Genomic DNA, 19,473 nt, shown 5'->3' on the forward strand with positions numbered 1-19,473 from the left:
CCGGAACCTAAGCCGGAACCTAAGCCGGAGCCGGAGCCTAAGCCGGAGCCTAAGCCGGAGCCTAAGCCGGAGCCTAAGCCGGAGCCTAAGCCGGAGCCTAAACCGGAGCCTAAACCGGAGCCTAAACCGGAGCCTAAACCGGAGCCTAAACCGGAGCCTAAACCGGAGCCTAAACCGGAGCAGGAGACTCAACCTCAGCCGGAACCGATTTCTGAACCTATTGAGCCAATTGAACCGCAACCGGTCACCGCTCAGACGGCAGCGCCAATTGCCACCCCTGAACCGATGCCGCCAAAGTTCAATGCGCAGCAGATCGCCTCAGCCGAAAATGTTTATTTGCAGGCGCTGCGTCAGAAAATCATGCAATACGCGCAAGACACATACCCGCGTCGCGCCAAACGTCGACACTGGGAAGGCGAAGCTCTAATCAGTTTCACTCTGTATGCAGATGGCCGCATTACCGATTTGAAGCTGGTTAACAGTTCAGGGCGAAACATACTCGACGAGGCCGCCCTATCGATCATTACCGAGAAAATGCGCTCACACTTCAAAGCCTTTCCGGAAGCGATCGGTCGCGACAGCTGGGAAATACGCGTTCCTGTCAGCTACGAGCTGCGCTAAATCAAATCAGTGCTGAATCAGCCCGGCCGTTAAAAATTTGCTAAACTATGCCTTTTTTGAATTCGCAGGAAAAAGACATGGACTTTACTGTGCCGAGCAAAAGCATTGCCGAAGTACAAGAAGATCTGGTAAAGCGTTTTACCCACTTTGCCAATCCAAAAGATCGCTATCGCTATCTGATCGACATGGGAAAAACCCTACAGGGAATGGATGAGAGCTTTCAAACCGAAGAAAATCGCATCCACGGCTGCCAGTCGCAGGTATGGATTCATATTGAAGAAAACGACGGCCGCCTGTTTATGCAAGCCAAAAGCGACGCCGCCATTGTCTCCGGCTTGATCGCCCTTCTTCTGCGCGTCTATAATGGACGAACCCCGGAAGAGGTCGCAACGGCGCCTTTGGAGTTTCTTGGCAAAATCGGCCTGTTGCAACAGCTCTCGCCAAACCGCTCTACCGGCCTCTACCATATGATCAAGCGTATTCAGTCTGAAGGCAAAAAACGCATCGCGGCTTAAACGTCGAAGCCGCAGCTCCCGGCTGCGGTCAACTTTTCCTACATTTCCGTTAAAAAAACCGCTCCCGGGCTTCATCCGCTCAGAATTTATCGGTATGCTTTTAATTCGACCTAAAAGGCATCATCAGATAATCAAAAAAGGATGGAGAATCGAATGTCCTACTTAAAAAACAGTCCGAATGCAGAAGGCTATTTTGGCGAATTTGGCGGTGCATTCCTGCCACCGGAACTTGAACCACATTTTGCTGAAATCAATAAAGCCTATCAGGAGCTGGGACGCTCAGCGGACTTTCTGAATGAACTGAAATATATCCGTAAACACTATCAGGGACGTCCGACACCGGTTTATTATGCGCATAACCTGAGCAAGGAAGTCGGCGCGCATATCTACCTGAAACGTGAAGACCTTAACCACTCTGGTGCCCACAAACTGAACCACTGCATGGCTGAAGCGCTTTTGGCCAAACATATGGGCAAAACCAAATTGATCGCCGAAACCGGCGCCGGCCAACACGGTGTGGCACTGGCGACAGCTGCGGCCTATTTCGGCATGGAGTGCGAAATCCATATGGGCGAGATCGATATCGCTAAAGAAGCTCCGAACGTCACGCGCATGAAACTGCTCGGCGCAACTGTTGTTCCGGTCTCTTTCGGCGGACGCAGTCTTAAAGAAGCTGTCGACTCCGCATTCCAATCTTACGTTCCACAGGCTGATACGGCGCTCTTCGCCATCGGCTCGGTTGTCGGTCCACATCCGTTTCCGATGATGGTTCGCAACTTCCAGTCGGTTGTCGGTCATGAGGCACGCGAGCAATATCTTGAGATGGCCGGAGAACTTCCGGATCAGGTCGGCGCTTGCGTCGGCGGCGGTTCCAACGCCATGGGAATGTTTGCCGGCTTTATCGAAGACGAAAGCGTCGGCCTGAACGGCGTCGAACCGCTAGGTAAAGGTACCAAGCTGGGTGAACATTCGGCCACCATGACCTACGGAAAACCAGGCATGATTCATGGCTTTAAGTGTCTGCTTCTATCGGATGAGGAAGGCAACCCGGCTCCGGTTCATTCGATCGCATCCGGACTGGATTATCCCGGTGTCGGCCCGGAACACTCCTATCTGAAGACCTCCGGCAAGGTCAACTACCATGCCGTAACGGATCAAGAGACTTTGGATGCCTTCTATAAACTATCACGTATGGAAGGAATTATTCCGGCACTGGAAAGCTCGCACGCGGTTGCCTGGGCAATGAAACACGGTCAGGAAAATCCGGGCAGCACCATTCTAATTAACCTGTCGGGACGCGGCGATAAAGACATCGACTATGTCGCCGACAACTTCGGAACCGGCGAATAAGTTCTTTAGCACAGGTGGCGCTTACAATCTTCTTTGTAGGCGCTTACCGCTAAGCAATATTCAATTCTTTACAGCCGGCTGAAAACAATCAATCCATTTTTATAGAATCTGATTCTGTGAAATCAGATACAGCATGCCTAAATTGAGTACAACACTCAACCAAAAGCCAATTCTAAACGATAGCTTTTTTGTCTTATGTCGATAGCGCTGCTGCGCCAGGATCGCGCCAATCCAGCCGCCCGAAAAATCGATAAGATGCAACATATTCTCAGGCAATCGCCAAGCGTTTCGCTGCGCGGCGTCTTTGTCATACCAATAAAAACTAAAAGACAAGAGACTCATCAGTACATAAACGGGCACAACCCAAATCGTCACCAGGCCACTTGCAAGGAGATAGATCATTACCAATGAAAACAGTGCGATAAAAGCAAACCAAAAATAGTTTATGGAAACGCCCTTGTTCTGCTTAAGGTAAGCACCATAAAGAATCGCATTTTGCGCGCATGGCCGCCCCTGTTTATCACGCCCGACAACAAAACTGATTTTTTGCCCCTGCATGGGACGCCAATCGAATTCGTTAATATGTATAAACAATTCTCTGCCATTGCCATCGGGCTTTACAAAACCATAACCCTTTTTCTCATTCCACTTAATAATCTTTCCGGTCAATCTCATCAACAACACCGCCTGTAGATTTCAATAAGCAAAATCTACCATTAATTCAGCCGGCAAAACGACAAAAACTACACTCAATAAAAAACCCCGCCAAGAATACACTTGCGGGGTTGTTTGCAGCCGGTTTATACCCAGCCGGCGAATCCGAATCGGTAACGATTATTGAACGCTTAGAATTGGAGCAACAATCTGGTTTACCAGAACAATTGGAGCCACCAGCAACAGAGCGCCAATAATGCCGTATTTGATCCATGAGCTATTTTTTCTTGTGTTATTTTCGATGTTGTTAGACATGTCAAAACTCGCTTGTCAGTTTAAAAAAGCGACAATATATAACATTCATTTATAAAACATTATTTGATTTACTTATTAGTTACTAAAATAATTATATACCCTGACTATCGCTACCCGTTTGACTGGATCTTTAGTCAGTAACTTTATAAAACTGGCGCAAAATTAGAAATAAAAAACCCCGCGAAGGCAGACCTTGCGGGGTTTTCCGGAAGAATCGGTTTCCACCGATCCTAATCAATCCGTATTACGGATTAAGCAACTTTAAGCTGATCCTGAGTGGTCGCTTCCAGCTTGGCGATACGGTCGTTCAAATCAGGGTGCGATTTGAACAGATCACCGAATGAAGACGGTGCCGCAGAGATACCGAATGCCGCCATCTGGTCAGGCAACTGTCCAGGCTGCATAGTCTGCAGACGACGCAGCGCCGCAATCATATTCTCTTTACCGGCCAGGTAAGCGCCGCCGTTATCGGCATGGAATTCGCGGTAACGCGAGAACCACATAGCGATAATGCTGGCCAGAATACCGAACAGGATCTGCGCCACGATATCGGTAATGATAAACGCCCAGCTATGGCCTTCTTCTTCGTTTTTAAGCACGACGCGGTCAACCACATAAGCGACGATTTTCGCGAAGAAGATAACGAAAGTGTTCAAAACACCTTGTAGAAGCGCCATAGTAACCATATCACCGTTGGCAACGTGCGCCACCTCATGACCCAGCACAGCTTCAACTTCGTTACGCTGCATAAAGCGCAACAGACCGGTAGAGACAGCAACCATGGAGTTGTTTTTGCTCATACCGGTCGCAAAGGCGTTCGGCTCAGGAGAATCGTAGATCGCAACTTCCGGGCATTTGATGCCGGCTTTTTCCGCCTGACGACGAACTGTCTCGACCAGCCACTGCTCATCAGCATTACGCGGTGTCTCGATAACTTGCGCACCGGTGGTCATTTTCGCCATCCACTTCGACATTGCCAAAGAAACAAAAGAACCGGCAAAACCGAAAATCAGGGCAAACATGAACAGGTTACCCAAATTCAGGCTGGTTCCCTGCATATAATTACCGACCCCCAAAAGGTTCAGCATAATCATTGCAACTGCGATGACCGCAATGTTTGTTAACAGAAATAAACCAATTCGCTTCATGAAATTCTCCTTAGCCGTTGGTTATGAACTCACTTATCAAGAAATATGTATGACTAATATAAGGTTTTTCTATAACCTTTCAAGCCTTTTGAACATTATTATCTGCTGATTGTACCGATTCGGCGGATTTTAGCGAGTATCAAGAGTGACAAAATCCGCTTAAACCCTGACAAAATCTTGAAGCAACAAAAAACGGGGTGACGCCAAAGCAATTCACCCCGTTTCATCGATCCGTTACGACATCTAATTTAGCTGCTCAGTTTTTCCTTCAACAGCTTATTAACCTGTCCCGGATTGGCCTGTCCGCCGGACGCTTTCATCACCTGACCGACAAAGTAACCCATCATCTTCTCCTGACCGCCTTTATAGGCTTCGACCTGAGAAGGATTATTGGCCAGCACTTCGTCAACCATGGCTTCAATCGCACCGGTATCGGTAATCTGCTTCAAACCTTTGGCTTCGATGATCTCATCGGCGCTTCCTTCGCCTTTCCACATGGCATCAAACACCTGCTTGGCGATCTTACCGGAGATGGTATCGTCCTGAATGCGGTTAATCATACCGGCCAGCATCTGTTCACTGATCGGAGAATCCGCGATATCCAGACCCGCTTTATTCAGCGCCCCCGCCAGATCAGACGTAATCCAGTTGGCACAGACTTTAGCATCCTTGCCACCGGTGTGCTCCAGCAACGCTTCGAAGTATTCCGCCATGGCACGTGACGAAGTCAGAACACCGGCATCGTACTCGCTCAGCCCCAATTCAGCCACATAACGCGCACGTTTGGCACCCGGCAGTTCCGGCATGGTCGCACGTACGGCTTCAATATCTTCGTCGGTAATACGCACCGGCAAAAGATCCGGACAAGGGAAATAACGGTAATCGTTAGCTTCTTCCTTAGTACGCATTGAACGCGTGGTATTGGTTTCCGAGTCGTACAGACGCGTTTCCTGAACAACCTTGCCGCCGCTTTCGATCAGGTCGATCTGGCGCTCGATTTCAAACTCGATCGCTTTTTCGATAAAGCGGAAAGAGTTGATGTTTTTCAGCTCGGCACGCGTACCCAACGGTTCACCCGGACGACGTACCGATACGTTGGAGTCGACACGGAAAGAACCTTCCTGCATGTTACCGTCACAAATCCCCAGGAAAGTCACCAGTTCGTGCATTTTACGCGCGTAAGCGACCGCTTCCTGCGCCGAAGACAGATCCGGTTCGGAAACAATTTCCAATAGCGGAGTACCGGCACGGTTCAAATCGATCCCCGTCATACCCGGCACGATACCATGATTCGATTTACCAGCATCTTCTTCCAAGTGCGCACGGGTCACACCGATGCGTTTGGTTTCGCCATCGATTTCAATATCCAGATACCCCTTGCCGACAATCGGATAGTCCATCTGCGTGGTTTGGTAACCTTTCGGCAAATCCGGATAGAAGTAATTCTTACGGTCAAAGACCTGTTTCTTACCCAGCTCGGCGTTCAGAGCCAACCCCAGAGCAATTCCTTTTCCGATTACCGCGTGGTTTACCACCGGCAACATACCCGGCATACCTAAATCTACCGCGCACGCCTGGCTGTTTGGAGCCGCACCGTAAGCGATTGACGCGCCTGAAAAGATTTTCGACTTGGTGGTCAACTGAGCGTGAATCTCAAGACCGATCACAACTTCCCAACTCATTTATATTCTCTCCCTGCGCGCTTATTGGTACTGTGCTGGCGTTTGCTTATGCCAGTCAGTGACTTGTTGGAATTGGTGCCCGATATTCAGCAGTTTCGCTTCCGAGAAGTAAGGCCCGACAATGTGCAAGCCTACCGGACGACCGTTGGCAAAACCGGCCGGAACCGACATGCCCGGGAAACCGCCAAGGTTAACCGGAATGGTATAAAGGTCAGCCAGATACATGCTGGTCGGATCATCGGTTTTTTCACCAATATTAAAGGCAGGCGTCGGCGCTACCGGTCCCATAATGACATCACACTGTTCGAAAGCATTCGTGAAGTCATCACGCACCATGCGACGCAGACGCTGTGCTTTCAGATAGTACGCATCGTAGTAACCCGCCGACAGCGCATAGGCACCGACCATAATACGGCGCTTAACTTCGGCACCGAAACCTTCGGCACGCGAACGTTTATAAAGATCCTGCAGATCGGTTGGGTTTTCGCAGCGGTAACCGAAACGTACGCCGTCGTAACGCGACAGGTTGGAAGAGGCTTCTGCCGGAGCCAAAACATAGTAAGAAGGTACCGCCAGATCTTTATTTGGAAGACTCACCGGAACAGTCGTCGCGCCAAGTTTTTCAATTTCAGCGATCGCGTCTTTAACGACCTTCTCAACTTCCGGATCCAGACCTTCACCGAAATATTCGGCAGGCACACCGACCTTAAGACCTTGCAGTGAATCACCTAGATTCGCGGCAAAGTCAGGGCGTTCCATATCCAAACAGGTTGAATCACGACTATCAAATTCAGACATCGCATTTAACATCCACGCCGACTCTTCCGCCGAACGTGACATAGGCCCTGCTTGGTCGAAACTGGATGCATAGGCGATAATCCCGAAACGCGACACGGTTCCGTAAGTCGGCTTAATTCCTGTAATCCCGCAGAAAGACGCTGGCTGACGAATCGAACCACCGGTATCGGTACCGGTCGCCATAGGCGCCAGATTAGCCGCAACAACCGCTGCCGCACCACCGGAAGAACCACCCGGAACCGCATTCAGATCCCAAGGATTTTTGGTCGGACCGTAATAAGAACTCTCTGACGATGAACCCATCGCGAACTCATCCATATTGGTTTTACCTAGAATAGGCATACCCGCTTTTTTCAGCAAGGTAACAACATGAGCATCGTAAGGCGCGATAAAATTATCCAGCATTTTCGACGAACAGGTCGTTTTAACGCCGTCGGTACAGAAAATATCTTTATGCGCGACCGGAATACCGGTCAGAACGCCGGCGGTACCGTTTTTCAAACGCTCATCCGCTTCGCGCGCCATTTCCAACGCCAGTTCAGGCGTAACCGTAACGTAAGCGTTCAGTTCCGGATCAAATTGAGAGATGCGGTCCAGATAGTGCTGTGTTAATTCGACACTGCTGATCTCGCCCGCATGGAGCTTTTCGCTCATCTGTTTTACGCTTAGAGTGTGTAGCATGCTTTTTCTCTTATCATTCAATTACTTGCGGAACAAGATACATATCTTGTGCAGTGGCTGGTGCAACGGACTGAAGTTTTTCGTGCTGATCCGTCTCGGTAATCTCATCCGCGCGCAGACGCTGCGCTACCTCATGTGGATGCGCCATAGGCTCTACACCGTCGGTATTGACCGCTTCCATCTGCGCAAACAGATCCAGCACCTTACTCAGTTTTGCAGAGACTTGCTCCACTTCATCGTCCGCGACATCAATCATCGCCAAACGCGAAATATATTCCACTTCGCTTTTTCCAATAGACACTTCGACACTCCCAATCTGGAAATTTGATATGGCCCGCGACACGACCTTTACGCTCAAAAGCCGTAAAAAGCCACGAAAATAAGCAGGGCCACGCCGGGCAAAAAATAACGCAATAAAATACCATAAAACCGCCTTCATATACAGTCCGAGCGAACGGACTTTATCTGAAAACCGGCTTTCTCCTGAAATGAAGTTCGCTTAAGTGCCGGGCAAACTTTCACCGGAAACGGAAACGCCTCGGGCCAAGATCGAATTCTTTTACAAAGCGCCACCAAACATAAGCATTTTATAATACAAACAACGACTAACCGAATGCCTTTGCCACTCTTATTAGTGGCGATGGTTCGCTCTCGCCTTGCGCCTTATTTTTCTCATCCGTTTTGCACAGAGAATACTTCTACCCTCAAATTAATTCAGTTAGAATAGGCCAATTGTTTAATTTTGACCGACATCAAGGATTCACCATAATGTTTCGCAAATTAATGGGGCTTTTCTCTAACGACCTTTCTATCGACCTTGGAACCGCCAACACCTTAATCTATGTCCGCGGTAAAGGCATGGTACTGAATGAGCCTTCAGTCGTCTCCATTCGCAACAATCATCGCGGGAGCGGCATGCGTTCGATCGTCGCCGTCGGCGAAAATGCCAAAATGATGTTGGGTAAAGAGAATAAAGACATCGAAACGGTCCGTCCTATGAAAGACGGCGTAATCGCCGACTTCGAAGTCACTGAAAAAATGCTGCAGTCTTTCATTCGCAAAGTACACGAAGCGAAATTTTTTCAGCCTAGCCCTCGAGTTCTGGTCTGCGTTCCTTGCGGTTCAACTCAAGTGGAACGCCGTGCGATCCGCGAATCCGCTGCAGGAGCCGGCGCACGCGAAGTGTACCTGATTGAAGAACCGATGGCCGCAGCCATCGGTGCCGGCATGCCGGTTTCCGAGCCGACCGGCTCCATGGTTGTTGATATCGGCGGCGGGACGACTGAAGTCGCAACCCTGTCCCTGAACGGGATTGTCTGGTCGGACTCAGTCAAAGTCGGTGGTGACCGTTTTGACGATGCCATTATTAAATATGTGCGCCGTAACTACGGCATGGTCATCGGTGAATCGACCGCCGAACGCATTAAGAAAACCATTGGTACCGCTTACCATGAAGTTAATCCACAAACGATGGAAGTTCACGGCAGCAATATGGCTGAATCGGTTCCGCGCCGTTTCACCTTGAACAGTAATGAAGTTCTGGAAGCTCTGCAAGAACCGTTACAGGCGATCATCAGTTCGGTTCGCACCGCTCTGGAGAACACTCCGCCGGAACTGGGTGCCGATATCGCCGAACACGGTATTGTTCTGACCGGTGGCGGCGCACTGCTGCGCAACATCCACACATTAATCTCCGAAGAAACAGGTATTCCGGTAATTATCGCCGATGATCCTTTGACCTGTGTTGCTCGTGGTGGTGGCCGTGCCCTGGAGCTGATGGACGAAAAAGGTCTTGATGTCTTCTCTTTTGACTAAAACGTCAATTCAGGAGTGACCTATCAAGCATTCGGCAACAACCCCTCAACAGGAAGCTATTCACTTTCTTGTGGCCTTCATTCTCTCCTTGAGCGTGATTGCCGCGGATCGTTACGGCGATTTCATGGGCGACTTTCGAAGCGCCCTGCTGACGCTGCTTGATCCGGTTGAGCGTATCGCTCAAGCGCCGAAGTTAATCTACGACAACCTGACCACCGACTTCACATCGTACGACGAACTGAAGCTGGAAAACGAGCGTTTGAAAGCCGAACTGCTGTTACTTAACGCAAAACAGCAGCAGCTGCTTAAGATGGAACAGGAAGTCGGACGCTTGCGCGCCCTGCTCGGCACGACAGGTCAAGTCAACAACGCCACTTTTCAGATCGCTACCGTCAACTATTTCTCCAATAATCCTCTGTCACAATTTATTACCATAAACAAAGGCAGAATGGACGGGGTTCAACCCAAACAGACGGTCATCGACGCCAAAGGGATTATCGGCCAGGTTGTTTCCATTACGCCAAGCACTTCGCGGATATTGCTGATTACCGACCCGGCACATCAAATTCCGGTACGTATTCAGCGTACGGGGCAAAGAGGCATCCTCAGCGGGAGCGGATATGACGCGACTCAGCTGAACTTTATTCCTAAAAGCAGCGAAGTCCGCGTCGGCGACTTGCTGGAAAGCTCCGGACTCGGCGGCGTTTTTCCGTCTGGCTATCCGGTCGCAGTGGTGACCAAGGTCATCAGTCAGGACAGCGCCCCTTATTATGAAATTCATGCCAGCCCGCTCGGCGAACTCCATCAGGCGCAACAGGTACTGATTCTCAAGCAGTACCGGGATTCATTGACGGAAATTAAATCGCAAGCGAGCGAGACGCCGGAGCAGGAAGAGCACAAGGAATCCAACGCCGAAACGGAACAAACCAAAGCCACCGAAAATTAAACGGGTGTCACTTCTGACAGGATAGAAAGAAACGATTATGGGTGATAATTTTATTTACATTTCCAGCCGTCAGGTGCGCTGGCTTATCGTTTTGAGCTTTGTCTTTGCACTGATTCTGGACAGCATCAATATCATCGGTCAGAACTATCTGTTCCTGCCGCCTTTCACCCTTCTGGTGCTGTTGTACTGGGCCGGTCACTTTCTCGACTATACCTATATGAGCACCGCTTTTGCGATCGGCTTGTTCGCCGATACCATCTATCAGAACACTCTGGGTGTGCATGCGCTGATCTATGTCGTTCTCACCTTTGCCATGTTGCGCCACCGCCTGCGTTTCCGCGGTTATACCATCTGGCAACAAAGCCTCAATATCGTCGGCTTCTGTTTTATTTACCAGATCATGCATCTCTTCACACTGGCTCCCAAGCTTGACGATCAGCAACAGCTTGCCTACTGGATCATGCCTCTGGTCGGTGGCGTTTTATGGGCTTTGATCGCACTGTCGCTCAACCGCTTGAGCCAGCAGAATGTGACTGAAAATTAAGTTCACCGTCACTATGCAAGAAAGACTGGAGTTCAGCACAGATCAGGAGAACCAGAGACGCAAACGTCAGTTTCGCCAGCGACTGATTGTCGCCTTTGTCTTTACCGCTTCCCTGTTTCTGTTTCTGATCGGACGCATGGCCTACCTGCAATGGTTCAACTACGAGCGTTACCACGGCCTTGCCGAAGGGAACCGTATCTCTATCGAAGTTTTGCCTCCTACACGAGGCAAGATTTACGATCGCAACCATGTATTGATTGCCGATAACCAACCGGTTTTCGCGATCAAAATGATCCGTGAAGACATGGATGACATCGATCTCTTCGAAGAGGACTTAAAGAGCATTCTCAGCGACTATCCGACGGAACGACTGGATAAATTTTTCGATAAATTCCGCAAGGGACGACGCGCTAAAACCTATACCCTGCCGTACACGCTGAACGAACAGGAAGCGGCGCGTTTTGCCGTCATCAGTCACAAGCACCCGGGCGTCACTCTGAGCAGCCGTCTAAAACGCACTTATCCATTTAAAGACATCGGCGTACATGCCATCGGCTATGTCGGTCGCATCAACCAGAAAGAGTTGCAAAAACTGGATGAGAAACGCTACCGAGGCACCGAGATCATCGGAAAATCCGGTATCGAGAAATATTACGAAGATATCCTGCACGGCTATCCCGGCGTACAGCAGGTTGAAACCAATGTCCGCGGCAGCGTATTGCGCAAACTGGAAACCACTCCTGCCGTCAGCGGGCAGGACATCCACCTGACGCTGGATATTACCCTTCAGGAATTCGCTGAAAAACTGATGGGCGAAAGACGCGGCAGTATCGTTGCAATTGATCCGCAGACCGGAGAGATTCTGGCGTATGTCAGCACGCCGACTTTCGATCCGAACCTCTTCGTTGACGGGATCGACGCCAAAACCTATAGAGAACTGCTCAACGACCCGAACCGACCGTTTATCAACCGTGCAATAAACGGCCAGTACCCGCCGGGATCGACCATCAAGCCGTTTGTCGCTTTGGGAGCCATCGAAAACGATTACATCACCCCGACTAAAAAAGTGTACGATCCGGGTTATTTTGAGTACAAAGGACACCGCTACCGTGACTGGAAACGCTGGGGCCACGGCCTGGTCGACATGCATAAAGCAATTGCCCAGTCCTGCGACACCTATTTTTACGAACTCAGCCTCGACATGGGAATCGACGCCATCCATGACGCCATGGCCCCCTTCGGTTTCGGAGAGCGCAGCGGAGTCGACATCCCCGGCGAATCCAAAGGCATTCTCCCCTCGCAGGAATGGAAACGCACGGTCAAAGGCAAGCCTTGGTATCGCGGCGAAACCATCATCTCTTCGATCGGCCAGGGGTATCACCTCTCGACGCCGCTTCAATTAGCGCGCGCCACTGCGATTCTGGCCAACCGAGGCAAACAGATTACGCCGCACCTGCTGCAAAAAATGCAGGACGAATTCGACGCCCCCATGCAGATCGAAATTAAAAAAATAGAAAACTGGGAAAAAGTCATCCAGAGTATGGTCGCAGTCATGCACGGCAAAACCGGAACCGCGCGCCGTTACGGCGCGGATCTGCCATTTACCATGGCCGGAAAAACCGGAACCGCACAGGTATTCAGTCTGAATGAAGCCGACTACGATGCCGCCAAACTGGACAAATCGCTGCATGACCACTCGCTGTTTATCGGCTTCGCGCCGGTCGAAAGACCACGCATTGCGGTAGCCGTCATTGCCGAGAATTCAGGAAGCGGCTCGAAAACGGCGGCGCCGATCGCCGTTAATGTGATAAAACGTTATTTAAGACCGGATCTGCCTCTGACGCCGATACCGGCAGAAGCAGGATATGACCGATGAAAATAGTCGATCAAAGCGAACAGATGTACCGTAGAAACCGCGGTTTCCTGAACCGTCTTCATCTCGACGGCCTTTTACTTCTGGGCATACTGCTGCTTTTGAGCACCAGTGTCGCAATCGTTTACAGCGCCTCGGGCGGCGACTGGGACGTAACCCAACGGCATATTATCCGTGTCACTTTCGCTCTCGGGTTAATGGTTCTCTTTGCGCAGATCAAACCTTCGCTGATTTTTCTATTCACCCCTTTTCTGTTTCTGTTTGCACTCGCGCTGCTGATCGCCGTGCCGCTTGTCGGGGAGATAGGTAAAGGCGCCCAGCGCTGGCTGGAATTTGGGCCGGTTCGCTTTCAGCCATCGGAACTGATGAAAGTGGTGCTGCCGATTATGGTCGCATGGATTTTTGCCCACAGCAGCTATCCGCCGAGTTACCAGCGCATCGTATCGGCTCTATTGGTGATCGCGATCAGCGCCGGACTGATCGTCATTCAGCCTGATCTCGGAACCTCCCTGCTGATTGCCATGTCCGGCCTGTTCGTTATTTTCTTTGCCGGACTGCCGTGGAAACTGATTTTCGGCGCTCTGCTGCTGGCGGCGGCCAGTGTTCCGATCGCCTGGGAATATATGCATGACTACCAGAAACAGCGTGTTTTGACCTTTCTGAACCCCGAATCCGACCCTCTTGGTGCCGGCTATCATATTATTCAGTCGAAGATCGCCATCGGCTCCGGGGGGATTGAAGGTAAAGGCTATCTGGGCAGCACTCAGGCGCACCTGGAATTTCTGCCGGAAAGTACAACCGACTTTATTTTCTCGGTGCTTTCCGAAGAGTTTGGACTGATCGGCGTCATTCTGTTGCTGGCCATGTATCTGTTCGTGATCGGTCGCGGACTCTATATCGCCGCCAGCGCCCAGGACCAATTCACCCGCCTGATCGCCGCCAGCCTGACCATGATTTTCTTCGTGTATGTCTTCGTCAATATCGGCATGGTCAGCGGACTGCTGCCGGTTGTCGGTCTGCCTCTTCCGCTGATCAGTTACGGGGGCAGCTCGCTGGTCACACTGATGATCAGCTTCGGAATCATGATGTCGATTCAAACCCACCGCAAGATGTTAACTGAGTAAGCAAATTCTACTTTTCACCCTTCAAGGGTTTTGTCATTAATGCACTGAGGTTGGGTTTAGGTTTTGCTGCAAAATATGGTAAATTAGCAAACAATTTTATTATTGATATCCGAGCCTTGGCGTCGGCTATCATTTCTTTTCTGCTTTAGAAAATCGAGAAAATCTGAATACTATGCATTACACACAAGCTTTTAGCACCTATTTGCGTCTCTTCTTTTTAAGTCTGGCGGTTTTTTTCGCGCCGCAGAGCATGGCTGCGCCGGTTGCCGACGCGCTTGCTGCACCAGTTCCGCACGTAGTGCCTTCACCGCCGGAAATCGCCGGTGATGCTTACCTGCTGATCGACTTCAACAGCGGCCGCGTTCTGGCGGAAAAGAAATCCAACGATCGTGTAGAGCCGGCCAGTCTGACCAAAATCATGACCGGCTATGTTGTGATCAATGAACTGCGCAACGGCAATATGAAAATGGACGACATGGTCACCATTTCCAAAAAAGCGTGGAAAATGCCAGGCTCGAAAATGTTTATCGAAGTCGGTAAGCAGGTTTCGGTTCGCGATCTGATCAAGGGGATGGTTATCCAATCCGGCAACGATGCCAGCGTTGCTCTGGCCGAACACATCGCCGGCAGCGAAGAAGTTTTTGCACAGTTGATGAATAAGTACGCCAAATCTCTGGGCATGACTAACACGCACTATGTTAACGCGACCGGTCTGCCGCACCCTGAGCACTACACCACTGCTCACGACCTGGCTATTCTGACTAAAGCGCTGATTCAGAACTTCCCGGACGAGTACAAATGGTACTCGGAAAAGAAATTCACTTTTAACGGCATTACACAATACAACCGCAATAAACTGTTGTGGCAAGACGAGACCGTTGACGGCCTGAAAACCGGTCATACCGAAAGCGCAGGTTTCTGTCTGGTCTCTTCCGCCAAGCGCGACGAAATGCGTCTGATCAGTGTGGTTCTGGGAACCAGCAGTGCCAACACCCGTATTCAGGAAACGCAAAAACTGCTTAACTACGGTTTCCGTTTCTTTGAAACACACAAACTGTACAACGCTTTCCAGCGTCTTAAGGACGTAACCATCTGGGAAGGAAATCGCGACCTGGTCGGGCTTGGCTTGAATAACGACCTGTATGTCACCATTCCTCGCGGGCAGTACAAAAACATCAAGATCGACACTCTAGTAGAACCGACCATCAAAGCTCCGGCCAGCGAAGGCGATGAACTAGGCTCTCTACAGATCACTCTGGGTGGTGAAGAAGTCGCTAACCGACCTCTGGTTGCGTTGGACACGGTTGAAGAAGGCTCTTTCTTCAAGAAACTGATTGACCAGCTGAAACTGACCTTCAAGTCATTATTCGGCAGCGAAGCCTGATAGCGAAGCATTCTTAAAGGATGCCGCCAATCTGAAACGGTAACGGCGCAGGCCGCCCCTTCAGAACCCGATACTGAGTCGCGATCCTTAAAAGGTCGCGACTTTTTATTTGCTGACGCTAAAATATAAGCATTGCAACCAGCCAACCAGAAGTGGACTTTCTTTATCTGAGTGGCGAAGAATACAGAGAACATCTATGACAAAAGATTTACACACTCCCGATAGCGAAACGCTGATTGAATTTCCGTGTGACTATAAACTTAAAGCGATGGGCCGCAACCATGACGAGTTTATCGATCTGGTGTACGAAATTACCTGTAAATACGCGCCCAACACTCCGCGGGACAACATCTATATCAATAACTCGAAAGGCAAAAAGTTTATTTCGGTCAACATCACTTTCTATGCCACCTGTATTGAACAGATACACGGCATTTACGGTGACCTGAAAAAGCATCCTGAAGTCCTAATGACTCTCTGATCGCTTGCCATGGACTTAATTGTCAAACAACTCGGCCAACAGGACTATCAAACTGCCTGGGAGGCGATGCAGACGTTTACCCGGCAGCGCGACGAAGACACCCCGGATGAATTGTGGATCGTAGAGCATCCTCCAGTTTACACTCAAGGCCTCAATGGCAAAGCCGAACACGTGCTACACCCGAACCCGGAAATCCCGATTGTGCAAACCGATCGCGGCGGTCAGATTACCTATCACGGCCCCGGACAACTGGTGATCTATATCCTTGTAGACCTCAAACGACGCAAACTCGGAGTGCGTGCGCTGGTCAGCATTATCGAAAATGCCATTATCGAACTGCTGGCAAGCTTTCATATCGATGCCGTCGCCCGTGCCGATGCACCCGGTGTCTATGTCAACGGGCAAAAGATTGCCTCTCTCGGTCTGAAAATCCGCAAACAGAAGAGTTATCACGGACTGGCGCTGAATGTCGATATGGATCTCGAGCCTTTTCAGGCCATCAATCCATGCGGTTTGCTCGGCATGCAAATGGCGCAACTCAGCGATTTCATCGCCGCCGAACAGCGCCCGCAAATCAGCGAGTTAGGTTCTCATCTGTGCCGTATTCTACAACAGCAACTGGATGCCGGCGCGCCCAGCAACGCTCAGTAAAACTGCGTGGATTTCTTAAAACTTTACGGATGGCTTATAATAGCTGCCTTTCTAGCGAACACGAGTGAAAACTTATGTCTCAACCACCGCAGCGACAAGAGATTTCCATTGATCAAATCGGCTCTCTAAAAGAGCGCAATGCCGCCATGCCCAAAGGACAGTACAAGACCAAATCGCTGAAGCACCGTCCGGACCCGAATGCGGAAAAGCTTAAAAAGCCGCGCTGGATCAAAGCCCAGCTTCCGAAAGCCAAAGACATTCACCGTATTCGCGAATTAAAAAACATCATGCGCGAGCAAGGCCTGCACAGTGTCTGTGAAGAAGCGTCGTGCCCGAATCTGGGCGAGTGTTTCGGACACGGCACCGCGACCTTTATGATTATGGGTGACATCTGTACCCGCAAATGCCCTTTCTGCGATGTCACACATGGCCGTCCGAAAGCGCTTAATCAGGAAGAGCCGGCCCATCTGGCGCGCACCGTTAAAGCGATGGGCCTGAACTATATCGTTATTACTTCGGTTGACCGCGACGATCTGCGTGACGGCGGCGCGCAGCATTTTGTCGACTGTGTCCGTGAGCTCAGAGAACAGTCGCCAAACACCAAAATCGAAACACTGGTACCGGATTTCCGCGGCCGTCTCAGCGTGGCACTGGAAACTCTGTCCAAACAGCCGCCGGATGTTCTCAACCACAATCTGGAAACCATTCCTCGCCTATACGAAGAGGCGCGTCCGGGTGCCGACTACCAGTCGTCACTGGACTTGCTCAAACGCTTCAAGGAAATGCATCCGGAAGTGAAAACCAAATCCGGTCTGATGGTCGGCCTGGGTGAAAGCATGGAAGAGCTGTTGCAGGTCATGCGTGATTTGCGCGCTCACAATGTTGAAATGCTGACCGTCGGCCAATATTTACAACCGAGCAGTTATCATCTGGCGGTCAAAAAATACTGGACGCCGCAAGAGTTCAAACAGGTTGAAGAAGCCGGCTACGAAATGGGCTTCGAGAACGTTGCTTCCGGCCCGATGGTCAGATCGTCCTACCACGCCGATCTGCAGGCCAAAAGCGATAACGGCAAACAAGATATTCAATTTAATGCGCTTTAATTTTGGAACAAAGTCATGGCACAAGATGTAATTCAGCGTTTTCTATTTAAAGAACACAATATCCGCGGGCAGGTAATCCAGCTTGACGAAGCCTGGCAGAAAATGACCCGTGATCGCCATTATCCGGAGGTGATCAGCCGACTGTTGGGCGAACTGACCGCCGTCAGTGTCATTCTGGCCAGCGGCCTGAAACACAGCGGCAAGATCACCCTGCAGATTCAGGGCAAAGGCCCGGTCAATCTACTGGTGGTTGAAGTAACCCATGATTTCAAACTGCGCGGTGTGGCCAAGACCTCTCAGCCAATCGAGAATCAGAAAACAATGGATGAGCTTCTCGGTAACGGACAAATACTGGTCACATTGGAAAATACCCAGACCAACAGACACTTCCAGAGTTATGTCCCTCGCGAAGGGGACACTGTAGCGCAATGTTTTGAGACCTTCTTCCAACAATCCGAACAGCTGCCTTCCAGATTGTGGCTGGCCGCTGACGAAAATCAGCTTGGAGGTCTGCTGCTGCAAAAGATGCCGGATACCGACAACAAGGATGCTGACGCATGGGATCGCGTCAGCCATCTGGCGGAAACGGTCAAGGATGACGAATTAATGCAATTACCGAGTGAGGAATTGCTACATCGCTTGTTCCATGAAGAAACCGTCGAACTTTTCGAAGGCAATGCGGTTATTTATGAATGTCCGCAAGACAAATCGCGCGTCGATGACATGCTGCGTAAGCTCGGAGAAGATGAAGTTCGCGAAATGCTCGAAGAGCAGGGAGAGATCGTCATTCACAATGAGATCTGTAACTATCATATCCGCTACAACGCCGACGATATCGACGCTCTGTTTGAAAAACAAGAAACACTGCAATAACAGAACATGCCCTGAAACGATTCAGAGCAATGTAAATAAAAAACCGCCGCAGGATGGATTTTCCCGCGGCGGTTTTTTATTACCTGAACCAAGTCTCGGCAAAGCGGTGAATTTACTCTTCCAGTTTACGCGTAAAGACCCAGTCGGTTTCATTCGACATTTCCGGCTCAAATCCATAGCCCTGATAATCGAAGTATTTCAGCCCTTCGGCTTCTTCCAGTTTGTGATCCGCTGCATAACGAGCCATCAGACCACGCGCTTTTTTCGCATGGAAACTGATAATCTTATATTTACCGCCTTTCCAATCCTTGAAAATCGGCGTAATGATCCGCCCGTTCAGCGCTTTTTTATCAATCGCTTTGAAATACTCGTTCGATGCCAGATTTACGATTGTTTTGCTGCCCTGCGCTTGCAGATCCCGGTTCAGAGACTCGCTTAATTTCGCCCCCCAGAACTGATACAGATCCTTGCCTTTATGGTTGGCGAACTTGGTGCCCATTTCCAGGCGGTATGGCAACATCAGATCACATGGTTTTAAGAGTCCGTAAAGCCCGGAAAGAATACGCAGATGCTTCTGCAGATAATCAATCGACTCCTGATCCAGACTGTACGCATCCAGCCCCTGATAAACATCCCCTTTGAACAACCATGCAGACTGCTTTGCTCTGTCTTCGGCAAACGGGTAAGTCCACTCCTGAAATCGCTGGTAATTCAACTCGGAAAGTTTTTCACTGATGCTCATCAGCTGGCCGATCTCCACCGGTCCAAGCTGCTGCAGCTGCTCAATCAGTTCCTTGGCTTCCTCAGCAAACTGAAACTGAGTCGCGGTCGCAGTCTGAACCGGCGTCTTTTCATCCAGCGACTTGGCTGGAGAAACAAGCATTAACATGGTGAACTCCTGAAAAAATTAACGGG

General features: G+C 50.2%; 19 protein-coding genes. 13 read left to right on the plus strand and 6 right to left on the minus strand.

The window, feature by feature from the left end; all coding sequences use genetic code 11:
* The 3 genes from J3999_RS00005 to trpB form a co-directional block, all read left to right on the plus strand.
* Window positions 1-621 (plus strand): energy transducer TonB (locus J3999_RS00005; protein ID WP_208125786.1); only part of this gene is annotated, 621 nt, incomplete at its 5' end.
* A 77-nt stretch (window positions 622-698) separates the two neighbouring features.
* Window positions 699-1,136 (plus strand): SufE family protein, encoded by a 438-nt coding sequence (locus J3999_RS00010; RefSeq protein WP_208125787.1) that lies wholly within the window; start codon window positions 699-701, stop codon window positions 1,134-1,136.
* 153 nt (window positions 1,137-1,289) lie between these two features.
* Complete coding sequence (gene trpB / locus J3999_RS00015) at window positions 1,290-2,486, plus strand: tryptophan synthase subunit beta (RefSeq protein WP_208125788.1); 1,197 nt, start codon at window positions 1,290-1,292, stop codon at window positions 2,484-2,486.
* Between the two features lie 99 nt (window positions 2,487-2,585).
* On the opposite strand, the gene J3999_RS00020 is transcribed toward trpB, so the two are convergent.
* From J3999_RS00020 to gatC, 5 genes are all read right to left on the minus strand, one after another.
* A complete protein-coding gene (locus J3999_RS00020; RefSeq protein WP_208125790.1) occupies window positions 2,586-3,161 on the minus strand; it encodes a DUF1294 domain-containing protein in 576 nt (191 codons plus the stop codon).
* A 545-nt stretch (window positions 3,162-3,706) separates the two neighbouring features.
* Window positions 3,707-4,603: a protease HtpX gene (htpX, locus tag J3999_RS00025; RefSeq protein WP_173285711.1), complete on the minus strand. Its 897-nt coding sequence runs from the start codon at window positions 4,601-4,603 to the stop codon at window positions 3,707-3,709.
* Window positions 4,604-4,851: 248 nt separating this feature from the next.
* Complete coding sequence (gene gatB / locus J3999_RS00030; RefSeq protein WP_208125792.1) at window positions 4,852-6,285, minus strand: Asp-tRNA(Asn)/Glu-tRNA(Gln) amidotransferase subunit GatB; 1,434 nt, start codon at window positions 6,283-6,285, stop codon at window positions 4,852-4,854.
* Window positions 6,286-6,306: 21 nt separating this feature from the next.
* The gene (gene gatA, locus J3999_RS00035) at window positions 6,307-7,764 is read right to left on the minus strand and encodes an Asp-tRNA(Asn)/Glu-tRNA(Gln) amidotransferase subunit GatA (protein WP_208125794.1); all 1,458 of its coding nucleotides are present in this window, start codon (window positions 7,762-7,764) and stop codon (window positions 6,307-6,309) included.
* Window positions 7,765-7,777: 13 nt separating this feature from the next.
* Window positions 7,778-8,065 carry an Asp-tRNA(Asn)/Glu-tRNA(Gln) amidotransferase subunit GatC gene (gatC, locus tag J3999_RS11940; protein ID WP_208125796.1) on the minus strand — a complete coding sequence of 96 codons (288 nt, stop codon included), beginning with the start codon at window positions 8,063-8,065 and terminating at the stop codon, window positions 7,778-7,780.
* Between the two features lie 467 nt (window positions 8,066-8,532).
* Here gatC and J3999_RS00045 point away from each other — a divergent pair, with 467 nt between their 5' ends.
* The 10 genes from J3999_RS00045 (at window position 8,533) to J3999_RS00090 (ending at window position 18,558) form a co-directional block, all read left to right on the plus strand.
* Window positions 8,533-9,579, plus strand: coding sequence for a rod shape-determining protein (locus J3999_RS00045; protein ID WP_173285719.1), 1,047 nt, complete (start codon window positions 8,533-8,535; stop codon window positions 9,577-9,579).
* Between the two features lie 58 nt (window positions 9,580-9,637).
* Complete coding sequence (gene mreC / locus J3999_RS00050; RefSeq protein ID WP_208126467.1) at window positions 9,638-10,525, plus strand: rod shape-determining protein MreC; 888 nt, start codon at window positions 9,638-9,640, stop codon at window positions 10,523-10,525.
* A gap of 37 nt (window positions 10,526-10,562) precedes the next feature.
* Window positions 10,563-11,069, plus strand: a complete 507-nt coding sequence (gene mreD, locus J3999_RS00055; RefSeq protein WP_208125797.1) for a rod shape-determining protein MreD — start codon at window positions 10,563-10,565, stop codon at window positions 11,067-11,069.
* Between the two features lie 13 nt (window positions 11,070-11,082).
* The gene (mrdA, locus tag J3999_RS00060) at window positions 11,083-12,945 is read left to right on the plus strand and encodes a penicillin-binding protein 2 (RefSeq protein WP_208125798.1); all 1,863 of its coding nucleotides are present in this window, start codon (window positions 11,083-11,085) and stop codon (window positions 12,943-12,945) included.
* Window positions 12,942-14,066, plus strand: coding sequence for a rod shape-determining protein RodA (gene rodA, locus J3999_RS00065; protein ID WP_208125799.1), 1,125 nt, complete (start codon window positions 12,942-12,944; stop codon window positions 14,064-14,066). The genes mrdA and rodA overlap by 4 nt, the downstream gene beginning before the upstream one ends.
* A gap of 172 nt (window positions 14,067-14,238) precedes the next feature.
* Window positions 14,239-15,450: a D-alanyl-D-alanine carboxypeptidase family protein gene (locus J3999_RS00070; RefSeq protein ID WP_371811824.1), complete on the plus strand. Its 1,212-nt coding sequence runs from the start codon at window positions 14,239-14,241 to the stop codon at window positions 15,448-15,450.
* Between the two features lie 196 nt (window positions 15,451-15,646).
* The gene (locus tag J3999_RS00075; protein WP_208125800.1) at window positions 15,647-15,931 is read left to right on the plus strand and encodes a YbeD family protein; all 285 of its coding nucleotides are present in this window, start codon (window positions 15,647-15,649) and stop codon (window positions 15,929-15,931) included.
* A 9-nt stretch (window positions 15,932-15,940) separates the two neighbouring features.
* Complete coding sequence (lipB, locus tag J3999_RS00080) at window positions 15,941-16,582, plus strand: lipoyl(octanoyl) transferase LipB (RefSeq protein WP_208125801.1); 642 nt, start codon at window positions 15,941-15,943, stop codon at window positions 16,580-16,582.
* 74 nt (window positions 16,583-16,656) lie between these two features.
* Window positions 16,657-17,685, plus strand: a complete 1,029-nt coding sequence (lipA, locus tag J3999_RS00085; protein ID WP_208125802.1) for a lipoyl synthase — start codon at window positions 16,657-16,659, stop codon at window positions 17,683-17,685.
* A 15-nt stretch (window positions 17,686-17,700) separates the two neighbouring features.
* Window positions 17,701-18,558, plus strand: a complete 858-nt coding sequence (locus J3999_RS00090; RefSeq protein WP_208125804.1) for an Hsp33 family molecular chaperone HslO — start codon at window positions 17,701-17,703, stop codon at window positions 18,556-18,558.
* Between the two features lie 112 nt (window positions 18,559-18,670).
* Here the strand turns inward: J3999_RS00090 and yaaA are convergent, their stop codons facing one another.
* Complete coding sequence (yaaA, locus tag J3999_RS00095) at window positions 18,671-19,447, minus strand: peroxide stress protein YaaA (RefSeq protein WP_208125806.1); 777 nt, start codon at window positions 19,445-19,447, stop codon at window positions 18,671-18,673.
* Window positions 19,448-19,473: the final 26 nt, after the last annotated feature.

Origin of the sequence: Thiomicrorhabdus sp. 6S3-12 (assembly GCF_017571475.1) — a bacterium.
GTDB lineage: Bacteria > Pseudomonadota > Gammaproteobacteria > Thiomicrospirales > Thiomicrospiraceae > Thiomicrorhabdus.